General features: G+C 43.4%; 17 protein-coding genes. 1 reads left to right on the top strand and 16 read right to left on the bottom strand.

Going from position 1 to position 20,260, the window contains the following annotated elements:
* The 10 genes from ET33_RS38095 to ET33_RS32545 all read right to left on the bottom strand — a co-directional run.
* A partial coding sequence (locus ET33_RS38095) for a helix-turn-helix domain-containing protein (RefSeq protein ID WP_407668126.1) occupies positions 1–177 on the bottom strand: 177 nt, incomplete at its 3' end.
* A 199-nt stretch (positions 178–376) separates the two neighbouring features.
* On the bottom strand, positions 377–1,246 hold the full coding sequence (locus ET33_RS32500) for a hypothetical protein (protein WP_036692212.1): 870 nt from the start codon (positions 1,244–1,246) through the stop codon (positions 377–379).
* A 255-nt stretch (positions 1,247–1,501) separates the two neighbouring features.
* Positions 1,502–2,875, bottom strand: coding sequence for a carbohydrate-binding protein (locus ET33_RS32505; protein WP_051775919.1), 1,374 nt, complete (start codon positions 2,873–2,875; stop codon positions 1,502–1,504).
* A 317-nt stretch (positions 2,876–3,192) separates the two neighbouring features.
* Positions 3,193–4,374 carry an ROK family transcriptional regulator gene (locus tag ET33_RS32510; RefSeq protein WP_036692215.1) on the bottom strand — a complete coding sequence of 394 codons (1,182 nt, stop codon included), beginning with the start codon at positions 4,372–4,374 and terminating at the stop codon, positions 3,193–3,195.
* Positions 4,364–5,677, bottom strand: coding sequence for an ABC transporter substrate-binding protein (locus ET33_RS32515; protein WP_036692217.1), 1,314 nt, complete (start codon positions 5,675–5,677; stop codon positions 4,364–4,366). Before ET33_RS32515 ends, ET33_RS32510 begins: the two co-directional genes overlap by 11 nt.
* 39 nt (positions 5,678–5,716) lie before the next feature.
* Positions 5,717–6,619: a carbohydrate ABC transporter permease gene (locus ET33_RS32520; protein ID WP_036692219.1), complete on the bottom strand. Its 903-nt coding sequence runs from the start codon at positions 6,617–6,619 to the stop codon at positions 5,717–5,719.
* Between the two features lie 25 nt (positions 6,620–6,644).
* Positions 6,645–7,541 carry a carbohydrate ABC transporter permease gene (locus ET33_RS32525; RefSeq protein WP_036692221.1) on the bottom strand — a complete coding sequence of 299 codons (897 nt, stop codon included), beginning with the start codon at positions 7,539–7,541 and terminating at the stop codon, positions 6,645–6,647.
* Positions 7,542–7,945: 404 nt separating this feature from the next.
* A complete protein-coding gene (locus tag ET33_RS32535) occupies positions 7,946–8,908 on the bottom strand; it encodes a proline dehydrogenase family protein (protein ID WP_036692298.1) in 963 nt (320 codons plus the stop codon).
* A 29-nt stretch (positions 8,909–8,937) separates the two neighbouring features.
* Positions 8,938–9,756, bottom strand: a complete 819-nt coding sequence (locus tag ET33_RS32540; RefSeq protein ID WP_235206882.1) for an AraC family transcriptional regulator — start codon at positions 9,754–9,756, stop codon at positions 8,938–8,940.
* Positions 9,757–10,374: 618 nt separating this feature from the next.
* Positions 10,375–11,295: an alpha/beta hydrolase family protein gene (locus ET33_RS32545; protein WP_036692227.1), complete on the bottom strand. Its 921-nt coding sequence runs from the start codon at positions 11,293–11,295 to the stop codon at positions 10,375–10,377.
* 202 nt (positions 11,296–11,497) lie between these two features.
* Between ET33_RS32545 and ET33_RS32550 the strand changes: the two genes are divergently transcribed.
* Complete coding sequence (locus ET33_RS32550) at positions 11,498–11,875, top strand: MarR family winged helix-turn-helix transcriptional regulator (protein ID WP_235206884.1); 378 nt, start codon at positions 11,498–11,500, stop codon at positions 11,873–11,875.
* A 387-nt stretch (positions 11,876–12,262) separates the two neighbouring features.
* On the opposite strand, the gene ET33_RS32555 is transcribed toward ET33_RS32550, so the two are convergent.
* From ET33_RS32555 to ET33_RS32580, 6 genes are all read right to left on the bottom strand, one after another.
* Entirely contained in the window at positions 12,263–12,709 is a 447-nt protein-coding gene (locus tag ET33_RS32555) for a GNAT family N-acetyltransferase (protein WP_036692232.1), read from the bottom strand.
* A 221-nt stretch (positions 12,710–12,930) separates the two neighbouring features.
* On the bottom strand, positions 12,931–13,563 hold the full coding sequence (locus ET33_RS32560; protein ID WP_036692301.1) for a GNAT family N-acetyltransferase: 633 nt from the start codon (positions 13,561–13,563) through the stop codon (positions 12,931–12,933).
* A gap of 645 nt (positions 13,564–14,208) precedes the next feature.
* Positions 14,209–16,344, bottom strand: a complete 2,136-nt coding sequence (locus ET33_RS32565) for a DEAD/DEAH box helicase (protein WP_036692235.1) — start codon at positions 16,342–16,344, stop codon at positions 14,209–14,211.
* Positions 16,345–16,358: 14 nt separating this feature from the next.
* Positions 16,359–17,681: an ATP-binding protein gene (locus ET33_RS32570; RefSeq protein ID WP_051775923.1), complete on the bottom strand. Its 1,323-nt coding sequence runs from the start codon at positions 17,679–17,681 to the stop codon at positions 16,359–16,361.
* Between the two features lie 11 nt (positions 17,682–17,692).
* Positions 17,693–19,495, bottom strand: coding sequence for a TerB N-terminal domain-containing protein (locus tag ET33_RS32575; protein ID WP_036692241.1), 1,803 nt, complete (start codon positions 19,493–19,495; stop codon positions 17,693–17,695).
* A gap of 217 nt (positions 19,496–19,712) precedes the next feature.
* Positions 19,713–20,234: an exodeoxyribonuclease X C-terminal domain-containing protein gene (locus ET33_RS32580; RefSeq protein WP_036692244.1), complete on the bottom strand. Its 522-nt coding sequence runs from the start codon at positions 20,232–20,234 to the stop codon at positions 19,713–19,715.
* Positions 20,235–20,260 lie beyond the last annotated feature (26 nt).

Consider the following 20,260-nt stretch of genomic DNA (forward strand, 5'->3'; position numbering starts at 1 on the left):
TTGGAAGGTGTCGTTCCACCTCACAAGGAAGTGGTTAAAGACAAAGCGAGCGCACCCAAACATCTGGTGGATCAGCGTCGTTTGCTCCTCCGTAGGATAGATGCGAAAGCGGAAAGCTTTATGATGCAACATGCGGGATTCACCTCCTTTGGTGATTTTATGATAATTATAGCACATATGTTCGTATTTATGCACAAGAGATGCTGATTCATCTCCCCCTTATCGAAGAGGGAGTCTTCTCAGCCTTAACGATAAAATTTTTGTCAAATTTACTCTATACCTTTATTGGATTCAAACAAGAACATCGGCCAGCCTCAAGGAGCTGGCCGAAGATCCAAAAGCGCAAAAAAACGAACGTTCAAAATTGACTTCCCGTTTATCTCGCTGCACAGCTCCCCCTCGTATTTTGCAGAATGTACAGCCTGCGATCCTCGACGACAAACTCCACATATCTTGGCGTCCGGTAATAGCTTTCCAGCTCCGTGAAAAATACCTTAAGCTGATCGTACGCTTCGGGGATATCGTCCCGTAATTCCCGTAAATCTTTTTTCCGCTCCAGCGGGGCTAGATTCAAATACACCCCCGACTGCCGCATCAGGTATTTGCCGAAATCATCCGCCTGTCCCGTGCGCGGGTTCCGGGTATAAGCCCATCCGCTGCAGGACTGCGCATTCCAGTTGGCGTACACCATTTGCTGAATGATCAACCATCGGTTAAAATGGTGCTGTCCCGCTTGCTCCAGCTCTTGAAAATGCGCATAGATCCGTTCGATGTAGTAAAGCAGCTCGTCAACCGCGCTCCCGAACGGACCATGCGACGGGTTCCGGGCCGCTGCCCCGGCAAGAAGACTGCCTTGAAATTGCTGCGCCTGCATGGCGTATTCTTCTTGAAGAATGCCGAGAAACGCATCGGATGGCTTCGCTTGTCCCTCGGCTTGAGCCAGTCCGATATTGACCATGGACTCCGGCAGCCTTACGTCGCCGTTTTTGTCCCCGCATCGCAGGGAAAACAACAAAGGAGGCTTGTCCGATTCGAAAACGCCGATTTTTTGCCCGATTCGGCGCTCGATGTCCGACAGATGCGAGGCCAACGCAGGACCAAGCCCCTTCGGAAGAGCCCCCTCCTCAACAAATGCGCAATAAGCTTCCGGAACGATAATCAGCCCTGTAGGAACACGGGCACCGAGCTGCGTTGCGACGGACAAGCCTTTGATTTTCTCATCCATATCGCTATCCGGCAGCCGCATCGTGTCCTCCCAATGGACGACATACTCCTTGACTTGTATATAATTCACCCCCTATATTATTTAGAAATATATTTAATATTTTACATAATATTACTTATTTAAGTTATATAGCTAATTATAGGTTCTGATTAAAACTTTGTAAATATTTACTTTTGTTTGACGCTGATATCGGCACAAAATCAATCAAAAAAAATCGGCTCTGTTTATCGCATCATTTGCGAAAGAGCCGATTTATATTTTTTATAGCAAATAGGGTCAACCCCCGGGTTGAAGCTGCCACAAAGCCGGAAGAATTGAAGGTATCCAATTTACTTGCGACGTATGCGCAAGAACACATTTATATGTTTTCCCTTCGTAAATCACCAAATCGTTTACGGCGTAAGAATGATAAGGCTCCCAGTTTGATACGGATGAAGCTCCATTCGTTGTTACACGAACTGAATTGCTGAATGGGGATTCGTTGCCCGCGGTATCTCTTGCTTTGACCGTGAAGGTGTACGATGTGATTGGCGATAGACCGGTCACTGTTGCAGAAAGAGTCGTCCCGCTAACACTGAGAACTTTATTTCCATTCTGATACACATCATAACCTGTTACCCCAATATTGTCGCTGGATGCATTCCAGGCAAGCGAAACGGAATTGTCGGATTTACCGGTAGAGACAAGATTGGCAGGTGCTGTCGGAGCTTGTGTATCTATCTCTCCAGGGGTCACATTATCCGTGTAAGTAATGGATTGTGAGCGATAGTTCTGTACTTCGGTTTCTACCTGTGCCGGAGTAAGCTCTGTATTCTTCGCGTGATATACCCAATCGACATCCAACTGATAGCTTCTTTTCCCGCTTACAGACATTAAAGCTTCAGGTAAGAACCACTGATTAAAGTCGATAGCCATATTAGCTCTTGGATAATATTTTCCTGAATGTGTCGCCAGCAGGGCCCCATCTGCAAAATATTTTATTTGCCCGTCTTTGACAACCAAGACCAAAGTATGCCACCCGTTGTAACTCTTGTTGCTATAATTGTAGACATTATCCTTGCTCCATGGATTATTACTGTATGTGTACCATGAGGTAGTCCACAATGCCGGACCCGATACGCCCCATCCTCCGTTGACAAGGTACTCATAGTCCAGTTCGCTGTAAGCAGGATCATTATCATACCTAAGATTAGAGATCGTAAAAAACGTTTGTGCCACGCCATCGCCATCGACTCCGGAAACGGGTGTGTCCGAGAATTTTACTCTCGCTGCATATGTTCCTTCAAAATATTTCATCGGGGTCAGTATTTCCGCCTGACTGGTACCTGCCGGAGTACCGTCCGTGCTTGAAGTTAATCTCAACAGTTTGTTAGCCGCGTTATCAGGATCAGTAACAAATGTAATGTTGCTTGCGGACCATGAACCTCCTACGGGGCCCGGTCCGGCTACGCCTGTTTTAACGGACCATTGATGTTCGGTAAGAACGGAATCGCTAGAACTTGTATAGTTAAAATCATCAAACATCGCATACGTTACATTTGACGTTGCTGCGGCTCGGGCCCCGCCTGCAACCGTAGTCATCACAAGACACGAAATCAGCAAAGTCGCTAGAAACCTCTTTTTGCTTACGGAAGATGTGTTTGATTTCATCGTAACATCACCTTTCACAGTTTATTTTTTATGCAACCTGGAACATGAAGTATTGCAGCCCACGTTTTCCGGTATTCACTCACCTCCCTCAAAAGTGCATCCAAACATATGAATGCGCTTTCTTAAATTGAGATACTTATGACTATAGGTAAACTAAGGATGAAGGTGTTAGATTGATTCGAGATAGGAGTAAAGGAAGAGGCCGCCTTGCTTCGCCCGCTTTAGAGGGAGGAAGCTGCTGTTTGGTAGAAACAAGACGACCGAAGTCTTGGAATTGGAGAACTTGAAATATAACATTAGGAAGTCGAATGGATTCGTTAATGATAGACTTTGAAAAATTGATTGTTCATTATCGTGGCTGCTCCCTTTAAATAAACTTGTTCGCCAAATGAAGGCGACTTTAATCTGGCAAGCTCAAAAGGGAGCGGAAACGGAAATTGAGCCAACTCGTATTTTAACTCCTCCATCAGTTTTTCCGATTCATAAATCCAGCCGTACAGAATAACCGCTTCCGGACTTATAAAATTAATGGCTGCAGCCAGAGCTTGAAGCAAATATAAGCACGTTTCTTTCATTAATTTTACCGCCCACGTTTCGGACCGTTCGTAGGCTCGTAAAATGTCGGAGAACGTTTCCGGAATTTTCGCCCCCTGTTCCGATCTAGCCCTATTTTGGCCATACATCAAGATGTATCTTTTGTTCAATTTGGTTTCAATGCATCCTTTTCTGCCGCAGTGGCATAATAGCCCGTTCCTATCCACTTGGATGTGGCCTATTTCTCCTGCAGCGCCTCTGTAACCGGAGTAAACCTCGCCATTTATTATTAATCCCGCACCGATTCCTTCATCAACGGAAAATAACAAGAGGTTTTCAATTCCCATGGCAGCACCGCAATAATGCTCGGCAAATGCTGCCGCTTTGGTATCGTTAATAATCACGACAGGCAGATTATAGGTTTGAGTAAGGATTTTTTTTATCTCCAACTGGTGGATTTTCAATAAAGTCGACTTGACGATAATTCCATCATGCTCATCCACGATACCGGGAGAAGCGATGCCTATGCCTTTGACAAGCGAACCGTCCTTGACTATATTGAGGCTGAGAATTTTATCAACGGCGCGTTTAATAAAAGTAGAAATCTCATCGTTGCCATAAACAACGGATTGCTTGAACTCGAACGTAATATCATTATGAAAATTAAACAATGCGCAGCGAAACGATTCGTTTTGTAAACTGATCGCGATGACAAAGCCTTTATCACGGCTGATTTCCAACGCAACGGCTTTTCGGCCGGCGCCGACTGACGACCTTTCCCCTATTTCATCGATGTAGCCTTCCGAGATGAGTTCCTCTACCAAAGAAGAAACCGTGGCCCGGCTCAATTTTAATCGATCCGCAATCTCCGCTCTGGACAGTATCCGCTCGCGATGCAATAAATTAAGAATTAAGGAGCTGTTGATTTTTTTTATCAATTGCAGGTTACCTGTTTTATTTTCCATATTCTCTTCCTTTGGATAGAACGGTTTGAGCAGCTTTATCTGCACTTGTAAGCATTTTATCAATATCTATTTTCCCTGACAAATAATCGCCGATTATAGGTTTAATCGCTCCGTGCCACTCTTCCCAAACCGGACTGTCGCCCAAATCGCCGGCATATTGCATACTATCGAGGAAGACTTTTATATGTTCTGGATTGCCTTTATAGTTATGGATAGAATCCTGCGCCACTTTCTTGTTTGCGGTAATTCCTTCAGCCAGCGAAGCGTTGAGTTTCTGAGCTTCTTCGCCTAAAAAGTATTTCACAAATTTCCAGCCGGCATCCTTCTCAGCAGCACTTGCCTTAGCGTTTACTACCCATGTGTTGGCGACAAAGGCACTGTAACGATCGCCTTTTAAGCCTTTGGGAGGCATGGCAACGTCATAGTTTAATCCTTCTTTATCGTTGGTCAATCTTCTTGCATAATTATCATAAAACATCGCAACAACGTTTCTGGACATCCAGGTGTGCTCGGCAGTTCCAATTTCACCCTCCTGATCTTTCATATTGGGTGTCAGACCTTGCTCCCAAAATTTCTTTATATACTCGAAAGCTTCTCTGACTTTGGGGTCGGAAGCCATGGTACTTTTCTTTCTCTCTTTATCGATCATATCTCCGTCAAATTGGCGCACGACCGAATACCAGCCGTAACGAATATGATTCGGCAGCCCAATGCCAAATTGCTTCTTGCTTTTGTCCGTTAATTTCACAGCCGCTTGATATACATCGTCAGTCGTCCAATTTTGATCCGGATAAGTGACTTTGGCAGCATCGAACATATCTTTGTTGTAGTAAAGCACATTGATCTGAATCGCTTGCGGTATGGCAAAAATGTTGCCTGAAGGATTTTTCACGGCGTCAAAACCATAATAGTCATCTAATTTAATTTCTTTTACTCTCTGACTCAGGTTCTCTATCGTACCTTCGTTGGCATACTGGGGAATGTAAGGCCCATCAAGCAAGAATACGGTAGGACCTTGACCGGACGCCAAATCCACCTTCAAATTGTCATAATGCGTTTGCCAATCGGTAGCTGTAATATCCACTTCGATATTCTTATTTTGTTCCTTGAATTGATCAATAATTTTGTTCATGGTATCGCGTGCCGTTTCATCGGCGTAATAAGCAACCCGGATTTTAACAGGTTTTTGATTGCCATTATGGTTTTGCATATCACTTCCCTGCGTCTCGGCAGATGAATTACAGCCACTTAAAACAAGGGATAAACTAAGGAATACCGCCGGAAATAAGCTCCATTTTTTCATAGTCGGATTGGTCCCCCCAAATTAAGTTTTGAAAAAGGCTTACCCTTTTACACCAGAGGATGTGATACTTTGAGCGAAATATTTCTGTGCGACGATGAACAAAAGGATAACCGGAAGTACCAGCAGCAGGTTTCCCGCCATTTCCAGCTCAGGTCTTGAATTGTACTGCCCGGTCGAAATATCTTTGATTCGCAATACGATCGTCCACAGCTCCTGCTTTTTACCTATGTAAATCATCGGATTTAATAATTCTGCCCACTTTTCCTGAAAGGTTAGAATCGCAAGGGTAATCATCGGTGATAAAACTAACGGCAAATGGATCCGCCGGAAAATACCGAACCAGCCACAACCATCGATTTTGGCCGCTTCATCAAAATCCGAGGGTATGGTTAAGAAAAACTGTCTCATGAGAAAGATGCCAAACGCCGCGCCAAAAAAAGAAGGAACATATAGCGGCAAGTGCGTACCTATCCACTTTAACTTCGTAAATACGACAAACAAAGGAATGATCGTAACTTGTGAAGGCAAAAACATGGTCATCACCGCAAAGGCGAATATCAGATTTCTTCCCGGAAACTTGATTCTGGCAAAGCCGAAACCAGCTAATGTGCAGGCTACCACCATCCCGATGACAGATAATATCGTTACTTTAGCGGTGTTGAAAAAATAGTGAACAAAACCAAATCCTTTTTCCGGAAATAATAATTCTTTGTAGTTGTTCCAGTGCAGCCGATCCGGAATCCACTTCGTCGAATTATAAAACTCGGCATTTGTCTTTAAGGATGCCAGGAGCATCCAGAAAAATGGTAGCAGCATGGATATCGCGCCGATCATAATCATCATCGCGCTCAGGATTTCAAAAGAAGTAAAGCGCTTTCGAAAACGTGTTATTTTGTACATGACGCTTTTATTTTCATTCACCGCGAAGTCAGTTCCGGCCATCGCTGTCACTCCTTGTGTGATGAATTTAGTGTTCGTAATGAACCCATCTTTTTTGCAATTTCAATACAACCAAAGTAATCAAAATCAAACAAACGAATACCACCCATGCGATTAGGGATGCATACCCCATATCCAAATATCGAAATGCTTTTTCGTACAAATAAACCATAAGATGCGTTTTATTGTTAGCCGAACGGTTGAATACCATCGTGTAATGCTGGTCGAAGCTTTTGAAGCCATCGGATATGGCCATGATCAGAATTAAAAAAATGGTCGGGGATAATAAGGGGACGGTTATTGTTTTAAGCTTGTGCCACCAGCTTGCGCCGTCAATTTTTGCAACCTCGTATAAAGTTTCAGATATGTTCCTCAATCCGATGTAATAGATAAACATTCCGTATCCGAGTCCTTTCCAGACAGCCACGGCTGCAAGCGAGGGAATTAATGAAGGGGAATCGGTCTGCAGAAAAGGAATTTTGGATAAGCCGATAGCCGAAAGTAATTGATTGATGATTCCCGCATCGCTATTCAGCAGCCACAACCATACCGTACCGATAATGAACCACGATGGAATCGCGGGGAAATAATAAACGGCACGAAGAGCGGTTGCGAATTTTCCCTTTATAAGCGAGATTGAATTATAAAGCAAGACCGCAAAGATCAAAGGCAGGATAACCTGGCCTGGAACATAAAGCGCAACAAAATAAAACGTATTTTTAAAGGCTTCCCAAAAAATCGTATCCTGGAGCATTTGCCTAAAATTGTCCAAGCCAACAAATTGAGGAGGGGAAATGACTTTATACCTTGTGAAAAGATAATAAAAGGACATCAAGGCCGGCAGCAAAAAAAACACGAGTGCACCTGTAACATAGGGCAAAATGAAGAGATAGCCCGCTGTGTAGTCCACAAGCTTCTTGTTCATAACCTCTCCCCTTTTTCAGAATTGTAAACGCATTCAAAAATCAATTAATTAATTCGTTCAGTGAACTAATTTATAATGTACTGGTAATTCCTTGAAATGTCAAGTGGCCTTGGCAAATCGCTCGCCATCAAAATCGGATCTGGATGATACTCCGACCGTTACTCCCAGCGCTCTAAGCATCTGCATCAATGTGTTAGATATCCAGGTACCAGCAAACAATTCGATTAAGGTTTCGTTCTTAGCAATGAATATAAGTGTTAGACTGACCCCAGAAAGTGAAACAGCGACAGCCATGGACGCGAAAAAAGTCCTAGACTGTCGCTGTTTCATTGAACTAACGTTTCCCGTCGTATTCGCTTAGCAGACCGCCGATCTTTTACTCGGCAGCCTACTATCGTACCAGGTTATTCATAATCCAGCACGGAATCTACCATTCCGACATCCGTGATGTCGAGGACCGCCTGAAAGAGATTTGGCGGATATTCAGCAATCCGATGGCATAGATACAAATACCACTCATGACCATACGTTAAATAAATGCGAACAGGATAACCCGCGTTCTTCAATCGGCTGCTCAAATCCGGCCGTATCCCGTATAACATCTCGAACTCAACCCCCGGCTCATGGATCCATTCCCGTTTGATGACTTCATCTGCGATAGACTCATCATGGGTGGCGATAGACACACGATGGCCTTTGCGGATGGCCTGCTCCACAAGCTGTAAATATCTTTCGTTTAGAGCGGATGAACGCGGTATCGTTTGCTGTTCTGGCTCCTGGTACGCCCCTTTCACGATGCGGATCCGGCCAGGGACGGGCTGCAAGTCGTTCAAGTCCTGAGTCGTCCGGTTCAATTGTGTCTGAAGCGTTATGCCGATGTTCGCATATGCGGCTGCCGCTCTTTCATAGATCCAAAGGATCGAGTCGGTCTTGGCCGATTCTTCCATGCTGACAAACAGCTCGATACCGACCTGCTGAGCTTGTGAGGCAAGTGCCGTCAGGTGCTTATACGCCAGCTCGCCGTCTATCGATAAGCCGATGTGAGAAAGATCGAACGAAACGCGAGCCGGTATTTTACGCTCTGCCAAAGCTTGAATGAGCAGCGACAGCTCGAGTGCCGCTGCTTCACAAGCTTGGACATCTGTCGTATTTTCGCCGATATATTCAAGTGATATGGCGTAACCTTTATCAACCAGCCGTCGTCCAGCCTCAAGACCGTCCTGCCGCTTCTCCCCCGTCACATACTTTGCTGCCGCACTCTGCAACAGCTGGTAGATGGCCGGCGTCTTCTCAACATAAGCCTTCAAATCGGATCGGCGGGCGATGGATTTCATCGCTACAGTAAATTTTTTTTCCAGACTACTCATTGTCACCATATAGTGATTCCTCCTCTTGTCTAATAGTGTACATTCGAGACAGGATGAGAGGATTGTAAAAAATTGCGCTTATCTAATACAGACATGGCATAAGTTTGAGGTGTTGTACCGACGATTCTAGCAAAGGCCTTCGCAAAATGGCTCTGGTCATAGAAGCCGGTGTCCACGGCAATTTCGGCAATGGGCCGCCCATTTTTCAATTCCTTCTTGGCGTGATTGATACGCAGCAGATTTTGATATGCATGAGGCGGCAGATGCGTGCTTTTTTTATACAAGCGAATGAGATGATAGCGGCTGATCCCGGCTACGTGTTCCAGAATTTCGAGTGTGATCCTATCCGTATAATGCGCGTGGATATATTCCTTGATCCGCTTCACGTACTTCTGTTCCAACATGCCATAAGGTTCATGCGTTAGATCGGAGGCATGCTTGTATACGAGCGTAGACACCAGTTCGATTAAAGCAGTTTCGATTTCGAGCGGCGAGGCGCTCCGGCTCATCGCATCCATTGTACAATTGAGCATCTTGCTGCAAGCTTCATTCTTCCCATCTTCGAGCAAGAAAGGAAACTGAAGCCGATCGATATCGGGCAGTTCAAGATGAGCGAACCATTCCGGCTTAATAAACAACATTTTGTATTTCCATTTTATAGACTCCGCAGGCTGACAGGCGTGCAGAATGAGCGGCGGAAAGCTGATCATTCGTCCCGTCTCTACCCGCCACAAGACGCCATCACACCATGCCTGCGTTTCTCCTTCATCGATTAAACCGATGGAGTACTCTTCGTGAAAATGCTTTTGATACTTCAGGTCGTTCTTCTGGCATTGCTTCGCTTCCACAAAAGGCAGCGACTCGTCTCGGTAAAAGGTCACATCCGTCATTTCCAAGCCTCCAAATTAAAATAAGCCGAATCAACACATACCGATGCCTGCCGCGTATGTATGTACATATCTAACATTACAGTTCATAGTGGTAGAACATATTGTTTATTTGTATTCTTGGAAATCGTTTTGGCAAACTGACCAGCACTAACCGGTATTCGAACTGTCGTCCTTGGCGGCATTGACAGTATCTTTTAAGTAACTGTTAACATTGATATTGTACCTGAATTGATACAAGGGGACAAAGAAGAGCAATTTAAAAAATAGATAAAAGAAGTCCACACATCTTCATCTTCGTAATTACACTCACACGGAGTCATATGACAATAAGGGCAACAGACACACCAAACGTTTTTGCACATCGAACAAGGAAAACATTATCTTCGCTCATTTTTACTCCTCTCAAATTCCGAAAGTTCCATTTCATAGCCACTATTAAGCACTATTTCTTTTCTGATTGTGTGTACCATCACTTGTGGTACGGTTCACCGCGCTGTCTATAACGGCAAGTTTTTGGGCCATCCTTTTGCGGGATGGCCCTTTCTTTGATTCGCTTTGATCACGCCATTCAGGTTCTTACTTGGATTCGATACGACCTAACGGATTGGCGTCCTCCTCCAGAGCTTTCCGGGCTGCCAGCCAGCTGGAATCGTCGAGATTGAGCTCATCGCGAAGGTAAGACCACGTGAGCTGCCGGAGCAAAGCAACTCGTTCGGGGTTCTCGTCCGTCGTTTCCGCGACGTTGTACCCGGCAATTCCGCCAAGAGAGTGTTCTGCCCCAAAGAGGGTGAGCAGGCTCTTGCTGCCCGGACTCAGGAAATAGGGGTCGGTGAACCAGTCCGGCCCCCGAGTGGACAGCAGGGATTGGTCATGATCCCCCGCCACCACCAGGGTCGGCGTCCTCATGTCGGAAAAGCTCGGGTTCATGAATGGGAAGTGCTCTGCCGCGAACGGAGTCAAGTCATCCCCACCCAGTCCGGTCGTGGCAAGCAATACGCCCGCCTTGATACGCGAGTCGGACATGTTCTCTCCCGGTTCGCCGTGGGCATCGAGGACGAGCGCACCGAGCAGCATGCTGACCGTTTGACCTCCCCACGAGTGTCCGGCTGCGGCGATACGGCTTCGGTCGAGGCGTCCGCTGAGGCCTGGAACGGAAGCTTCAATATGATCAAGTTGGTCAAGGATGAGCTTCGAGTCTTCGACGCGGAAACGCCAGATCAGTGGTGCACGGGGATCGTCAGGAGGAAGATTCAGCGTCCTCGAGTCGAGATGGGTGGGTTGAATGACCACGAAGCCACGAGCAGCCCAGTAGTCGACTAACGGAGCGTAGCCATCCAACGACCAACCAAAGCCATGCGAGAAAATAATAATAGGCAATTGGCTCCCCATCGCTGGCGCTGATACCCGCACTTGCAAATCCTCACCGCGGTCCGGGGCTGACAGCGCTACCGGCTTTACCGAGATGACTAGAGTAGAAGTACTTACGTTCATTTCCATAATTGATGTTCCTTTCTTGGTCTTCTCAATATCAGCATAGGTTGACACATCAACCTATAGCAACTGTAGCATATTGCAGTTGACACGTCAACCATGCTATTATGTTCCCATGGATAAGAGCGAACTAAACGAAGAAGAATTGAGATTATGGTATATGTGGAAAGGCTCCTTTCACAACATCTTCGGTCGCGTAATAAAAGAGATGTCCGAGCACACCGGACTATCAGAGGGCGATTATGGGATATTGGACCGGTTAGTCCTTCTGGGGGACGGCAGCCTTCGCCAACAGGAGCTGGCCGAATCAATGGACTGGGATAAGAGTCGATTGTCACATCATCTGACGCGGATGGAAAAACGCAGACTTGTGATGAGGAAACCATTAGACACAGATCGCGGTGTTCAAGTCATCATCACTACCGTTGGAAAATCGGCATTGGATGATGCCCGTCCCATCGTCTCCAAGGCAATACGCAAACATTTTCTTGATCAATTAACCGATCAAGACATTGAGTCGATTACTAAGCTGGCGGAAAGAACAAAAACAGGGTCTACAGCGTCTTGCAGTGCCCCGCCGCCATGACCGCGTTTTTTGAAGTAGATATGTTGAACGTTATTTGAACTGGCCCCTTCTACCAAACAACGGAGGGACTTTTGCTTCAGCAAGCAAAAGTCCCCCTCTAGGTACCCCATCGTTCTGTGCTCCAAAAAGCAAGCAGCAGCCCGTTTACACAGACTTTTCAGCCGAGTATGATCCATCCCAAACCCAAGCCTGGCAAAGTGCCTTTCCAAGCCCTCGGGAATCTCCAATAAACTTGCCGTTACTTATATACAGTTCACCGCGTATGATCTTAAACTATCCTGCCCGTTTGTTCAACGATCTGGCCAATTTATATCCACTGACATTTTCAACGGTTTTGATAGGCTTCTCAAGCCAGTAAAGAGGAACAGAGTTAGCAAATAGGTAGGCTCACTTGGCGAGAAGAATTGCATTATCAGATATTTTGAATCCATTTTTAAGATAAAATTTTTCTGATGGGAATCCCTTGGAAGTTGTTAAAACAATAGTATTTATATCCTGCTTTTTAATGTCAGATTCGATAAGCTCTAGAAACTTGCTGCCTGCTCCTTGTCCTTGGAATTTTTCACTTACACAAAATTGATCAATGAAATATTCCATTCCTTTTAGACATGGCTTTTTTGCTCCTAGGCTCAATCCAACAAGTTCATCGCCTATTTTTAGAACGTAACCAATAAAATAATTGTTTTTCATGTAATTCTCAAAAAAAACTACAACTTGTTCTCTTGACTCATAGACATCATTCCAAGGTTCTTTTGAGAAAGTGTCAATGAATAAATCAACACAGTCATCAAGCATGTCGTATTTCAACGAGTGTAGATCAACCTCTAATCCCATATATATTTACCTCCATCAAATTTAACGTTTCTTTGGTATTAAATTAAAATTAATAATATAGCTTGATGTTTTTCTATAATTCCTTTGAGCTAACTTATCACAATTTCCGGTAGCTGACCATGGTGCTCTGGGACGTAGAATCCGGCAAGCTCGCCGCTGTTCAAGCCGTCCTGCGGCGTCTTCGCATGCTTCATCTGCAACGGCTCGGTGAAACTTGTTTTTCATTTCAATCTCTTCCACATATAACTCCATTCTTTCTCATTGAACAACCAATGCCACACCAGACTGTTCTCATGAGACCGGACGTTGAATCCCAACTGCTCGTACAGCTTCCTGGCGCGCAGGTTTTTACCGGAGACATAGAGACTTAACCGGTCCACCCCCGGCTCTTGTTGCACAAACTGTTCCGCCCAGCGCAGCAGCAGCTTACCGACCCCCTGGCCGCGATAATCGGGATGAACCACCACGTCCGCAATATAACATTCACCCGCTTGTGGCTTATAGTCGAATAGCGATAACCCTATCCGAATTTTGAACAAGTTCCATCTCCCAAAACGGTGAATACTTTGCCAGGAAGGCGATTTTTGCCGCTTTATTGACGCGCTACTGCTGGATTGGGTCAACCATTTGATCGCGATTGTACCGACGATCTCCCCCCCTTGCAAAGCGATCATCCTTCGATTTCCCGGCAAATCGGGAACTTGTTCAAGCCATAGTTCGAAAAAAAGAGCCAGCTCGTCGCTGGCAATACTGGTTAGATGCCGGAATTTCCCGTGCAACAAGTACGCTAGTAATCGGCCAACCTGTTGGTGATAAATCGGTTGCATCGGTTCAAACGTGATCGGTGTTGTCATCTTCATTCCCTTCCTTCTCTATCGGTTTTTACCGGGGCGCGCAATTCCATTATAAAGTCTCACACGATGTGAAACTCAATAGGGAAGAACAACCGAACCCGTCGCTGGAGGAAACTTCGTACGCTACTCGGCACTGATCGCTACGCTCACTTCCGTCACGAATGCTTGCTCATCGGATGTCACCCATCCGTCTGTATAAAAAGTTTCTATAAAAGGTCCTTGAAACGGGTACCCGCCTGCTGTTGCTTAATCGTGCAAAGCGCGGCGTCAACAACCCTTTTTCGTCGTAGTATCTCAACATCCGTTGCGATTTTTTGTTGATTTTAGAGAATTATTATTATTCTGTTGGATGACAATAATGTTTTGAAGTGCAAAAATCCAGCAAGAGCAAGACCTCGCTGGATTTTTCCCGTTTTTTCAATTACAAATAAAGTTTTGAAGTAAAAAATTATGACTGAATGTCATAGTTGCAAATTATGTTTTGAAGTAGGTGATGTGGAGCGAAGCTTTGAGCTTTAGGCGTCCCAGTTTGAAACTTCGGGTGTTTTACAAGTAACGATAATTATTTCAAACCGGACCCAAGTCAGCTTATACTTATTACTACATACAGTTTCACTTCCGGTTTCCCAAAAGCAAGCTATTAACTTAGCATGTGAATACAATGAATTGCTTTTCGCTCAAAAACTCCACTGTCCTCTCGACATCCATCATCGCAGATACATGCAGTTCTTTCTGCTGCTCCTCGCTTAAGTAAAACGAAAACTTCGTCCTATATATCTCGTGGGAAAATGTTACATCCAACAATTCCTGAGTGTTCCATTGTCTTTTTGCAACAGACTCCAGCAATTTAAGAATGCCATCCTGGCGTCCGACAATCTTGATATGACCCAACCCATTAGTTATTACTTGTTCGACTCCCAGCGCTCTAAGCATCCACATCAAAGTGTTAGATATCCAGGTACCAGCAAACAATTCGATTAAGGTTTCGTTCTTACCGATGAAAATAACCCTTTGATTTGGCATCACACCAAGTTGAGCATAAACTTCACGCATTCCTATCAATTCATGCGCCGCGGCGTCGTTCAAATAGGAATATAAATGATTCGAACAAAGTACCTCTTGCATTTTCTCGCTAATCTTTCGGTGAATCGCTCCTCCAGATCCAAGGAACACAGGTCGCTTGGCATCTATAGCCGGTACCACATAAACCTTATCTTTTTTATCTATCGATTCAATTGACCAAAGCTTTCCTGCAAGAATGAGGTTATTTCCTATCTCAACAGCAGGCGTTTTATCTACAGCACCGATTCTTCGATTCAGATGAAATACATCATATTCTTCTTGAACGGAGAATACACTGTAGAATTCTCTGCTTCGCAGGATTCGTTCCCCCTCGAGCCCGACTATAAACTGTTGCCCTCCCGGTACTAGCTCTAGATATTCTTTTTTGACCATATGTTCTACTAAATCTATAATATGTTCTCTTGGAATCTCTTGATAGACCGGGTTACGAAGGATACAATCCATCAGGTCATCCAGGTGCAAACCATTTCGCTCACAACACATAGACAATATCTGATGGAACAAAACATCATAAGGCTTCGCATAAGGATGCGGTGGCTCTACCCATTTTTCCAGAAATAACTCCGTTACTGCTATGGCATGAAGTAAATGACTGGCCTTAGTTGTGTACATCTGTAAAATTTGAGGCATACCTTCTCTACGACCAGTTCTACCGATTCGCTGCTTTAAAGAAGCAACCGAAAAGGTCGAATCAATTTGAATCACCATATCCATACTGCCGATATCAATACCTAATTCAAGCGTCGCCGTGCAGACTACAGACTTCGGTTTGTTCGCCGTTTTTAGTATCTCTTCCACATACTCCCGCTCGGACTTATCGATAGATGAATGATGAACAAGATAGTCCCGGGTCGCTCCTTCGTGCTCCGCTAAACGGTTTAAGAGAACTGCTGATTCCTCAACCAATCCTCTGTCATTAGCGAAAATCATGCTCGAGTACTCTTTCGTAAGATCCCTTATATCCTGATATAACTCCAAAGGTAGTTTACTTTGCGCCTCATTCGGATAATGGTGCAGGGCATAAAATATCTCTTTATCTCCTTCATCCGATTGTATAAGCTTCACTTGATTAGTTCCCTCGGGGGATAACCAACTCGCTACATAACCATCCGGATCATTCACTGTTGCTGATAAGCCAATAATACGGATGGGATTTGCCGTATACTCTTGAACTCTAAATAATAATGATCTGAGCTGTGCCCCTCTCTCCGTAGCCAGGAAAACATGGATCTCATCGATCACTATATACGAGACTTGCTTCCATAATGTCTGCAAGAAGTTGGACCGATTAATGAAAAGACTCTCAAGTGACTCAGGTGTTATTTGCAAAATACCTGCTGGTTTATTGATAAATTTCTTTTTGTCATTTCCAGATACGTCCCCATGCCATTTATAAACCGGAACATCCACATACTCACAAAGCTTTTCAATTCGCTCAAATTGATCGTTAATTAAAGCTTTTAAAGGAGCTACATACAATACCTTTAGGTACTCCTGTCCAGATTGCTCAATATCGCTAAGGATTGGTAAAAAAGCCGCTTCGGTCTTTCCCGAAGCGGTTGCGGCTGATAGCACCAAATGATCGGTCGTTTTCAATATTTCCGGGACCGCTGCTTCTTGGATTGGACGTAGAGCAGGCCACTTAAGATCCCATATTGCTTTTTTAATTTTTGGAGATAGCAGTTCAAATGCGGACATCCTCAGTACTCTCCTTACTGATTGGTCTTTTGAAATCGTTGTAGTACGTTTGCGGTTTGTTCCGAGGACTGGTGAAGCGAATCGGAAACCTTTTTAAAGATAGTTGTGCGGTCCATAGCTGGATTTTGATGTAAGACATTAAGAGCTCCAATAAAATCTCTTACGACTTCTCCAGGAGTGATCATGGTTTCTGCGCCTGGTCTTGAATAGATGGCCATTAAGAAGCCCTTTAAATCATGCTCCGTGATATTTTCCTGATAACCATGATGGATGGAGTGGATAGTAGTGATTTTTTGAAGCAAGACAAATAATTCCTCTTTGCGAAGTGTCGATAATCGGATAACAGGCTGTGTTAAATCACGAAATTCTGCTGTTTCAAATCGGTTGGTTACTAAACGGCGCTTTAATGCTTCGTAACTGAATAACCCTCTGCGTTCGTCTTCAAGAAATTCAGAGGTGCCTGCAAATGTCACGTACATGTGCTCGGCTTTCCCTTGCGTAATATCATTAAACATACTCAGAATAATTTCGTAGTTCTTTTCTCTGGTTTGAGCATGACTAATTTTATATAAATTAATGGCCTCGTCGAAATTGATCACTAGTCCTGAGTATCCTACATGCGTTACAAACTTTGAAAATAGCTTTAAGTAATCATACCAGTTTTGGTCATCGATAATGTCCCTTACTCCGAGGTCATTTCTTGCTTCGGTCTTTGTTGCATACTCCCCTCGAAGCCAACGAAGTACACATGTTTGAAGATGACGATTGTCTTGAATATAAGCATCAAAATAACTGGCTAATATTTTTGCAAAGTCAAACCCACCCACTAAATCCTCAAGCTGAGATAGAACATTACTAATTTTCATCTTCACAGACGCAACAAAGTTAGGATCGTCATAGCTGAAATCCGTCATGTTGTTCTCTTGCTGAACGGCAAATTGAACATTCGTTATCCATTGTTCTATTATAGTTTGTAATGCTCCCCCGTCCTGCCGAGTTGCCGTAGACAAGTTTTTCATAAATTCGGAGTAAGTCGCTACGGCCTTACCTTCCCCACCAAACAACCGTCTTTCAGGTGTAAAATCAACATCAGCAACAACAAACCTCTCCTTAAAAGCAATATGTCTTACAATCGATAACATGAAGCTTTTCCCACTGCCAAAATCCCCGATAAAGAATTTAATGACCGAAGCCCCGTCTTTAACTTGAGCTAGCTCTCCCATAACTTGCTCCGTCTCTTGACGACGACCAACAATAATATGCTCCAGACCTGTCCGTGGTACCACTCCACCTGCAAGTGATTGTAAAATGGCACTGCTATCTTTTTTCCTTATCACTTTCACCACTCCTAGTTGATAACTTCGTCAATAATATCGATAAAATCAACAACGACGATATAATTTTCTCCATCTTCTTCTAAAAGGACATCTCCGAGATGCTCGATAGCTTTTTCATTAATAGCATTTATTAGAGTATTCAGCATCATTCCTCGCTGTTTAGCAAAGGCAGTACAACTTTCGATCGGTTCAACTTCATCAGTAAACATAGTCAGGAATTCTCGTTCATGGTCGGTCAGATGCGAAGCAAACAAAGTAACCTCTTGTGACGCACCACTACCTAATGAGGCTAATGGATTTTCGTTATTAACTTCCTGTAATGGCTTTTCCTTTTCAACAACTTCAGTTGAAACTGCTGCTTCTTGTTGGACTAAACTCTCCATTTCTTCAACTTGTAAAGCCGATTGAATAGCCTCGCTATCGAGCTTTAATTGTGCTATTAACTCTGTATTTAATTCAAGAGATTCTATACGATTTAAAGTCGGTTCCGGTGGTATAGTAGATGATTTAGTACCCGTTGTTGATTTTTGGACTAAGGAGAACCGTTGTTCCAATCGTTTTTGTAAGGCTTCAGGTATCATCTTTTCATCCACCTTTATTTTCCTCTTAACCCCTTGATTTGCTCGAACCAGATTCTCGACAAATCGAATCAAAGCACTCAATTCGTGATGTGCTTGGGGTGTCGGACCTCGTCGTATCACTTGTTTAACAGTAGAAGTTCTTGTACTTGTAATAACGGCAGAACGAAATATATGAGTTGATTCTGACTTTTGCTTTGGAAACCAGTGATCGATTAACGTTCCACCACTAGTTTCTAGATAATAACGGTTTGTCTCTTCAAGCGCTTTTTTATATGCTCGAGTAAGGAGTTTTGCATGTTCCTCATTAAACTGGTTTGTCCTATAATAAATAAATTGCTTTTTCCAAAGTCGGAATGGAATCTTACTAAACATTTCATCAGAATTAAAACGATCAAACGCCTCATACTGTCCGACATGTGAAGCAGACCGGATGGATGAACGAGCATACCACTCTTCTGCCAGATCTTTCCTCTCACCTTCGTAAAACAAATCCCCAATCCATTCAGGTAAATAGATATTTAATTTGGGATATCTTTCTCGATACGCTTCATACATTCGTATGAGTAATGCAACGGATCTATTGGGGTTTGGTTCAAACGAGTAAGCCATCAATTCATATGTTAATAAGAAAATGTAACTTAAATCGGTGTCTGGGTAGTTGTCGTTAACAACCTGTTCGCGCCAATAGAAGTACCATAGTTGTTGGTACTTAGTCATACTTTCAAAGGTCGGCCAATATGTATGAAAAGGTTCGAATGTAGCACTTTTCACAGTATGATTGCGGTATTTACAGGATTCTTCATAAAATCTATCAAAATGACGTGAATAGGTAATTTCAATTTCGTAACCGCTTCTAGAATGAATTTGAGTTTTTGGTTTACCACTTATTATGTCTATAGGCAAAACCTTTAAATTATATCCACCATCGGGCAGATTTCTTTGTGATACTTGTTCGTTTATTTCTTTTCCTTTCACAACCGGTATGGTCCTTTTAATATTAACTTCTTCTTTGGGATAAGTATCACTTAAATTTGTCAAATTAAACTGACGAACACGTGAGGGTATAAAAAACAGCTCGATGAGTGAAATAATCAACGGTACATAAGTCCAACAGAAAATAAGATAAAAAATACCGAGCTTGTATCTTTTTAAATAAAAATGGTGAGCTCCAAACGAACCGAGAAAAAAGCATAGTAATAGGGCTATAGATATGCTTTTTGGGGTCTGGTACATAATGTGCGTGATCAACTCCTAGAATTAGCACTATTATATTATCCTCGAAACAGAAAGCTGGGGTAAATAAAAATAGAGAAAGGCTTGTCCTGTACATAAAACTATTATGGACTTGATATTGTTTTAACAAATCCTTAGTAGTGGGAGCATCCTTGATTCTTCAACGTTTGTATCAGAAGAAATAACTCCTCATTCATCAATATGAAAATAAGTTCTATTAATTTTTTTCTTTCCAAGTACCATGATCGAAAATAATCTTAATCTTCTTTATAAGCTTTGTTTCCTGCTCATTATCTTCAACTACATAATTATCACCTTGATGCATTTTGCAATGAGGACAAATATGCATGATATACTTTGATTCGGTTACCTTACTGTAACGTTCTTCAAGTAGAATTCCATATTCTTTTGCAAAAGGGATTAATGACCTTGGTTTATTGTAAGCAAGATCGCTAATAATTGGATATCCGTATCTCAACTCATTCTCGATTTCTGGATTAAACATCAGGAATATTTGCATAGTTTTCTTACATTTCCAACACTGATACCCACTACGGATATCGATCTCCCACTCAAATCGTTCCGGATATTTATAAGGAATTGTTTCTATGAACTCCTGATACTCAGGCTTATTTGTCATTCTATTTTCTCTCATCCAAGAAAAGTAACTCGGGTGAATTAGCCACACTTCTTCAATGGTCTTTCCTTTATATTTACCAAATGTTATTGTCATTTCCATTAGTAAAACCTCTCTCGTGCAAGCCA

It is taken from the genome of Paenibacillus tyrphae (assembly GCF_000722545.1).
Classification (GTDB): domain Bacteria; phylum Bacillota; class Bacilli; order Paenibacillales; family NBRC-103111; genus Paenibacillus_G; species Paenibacillus_G tyrfis.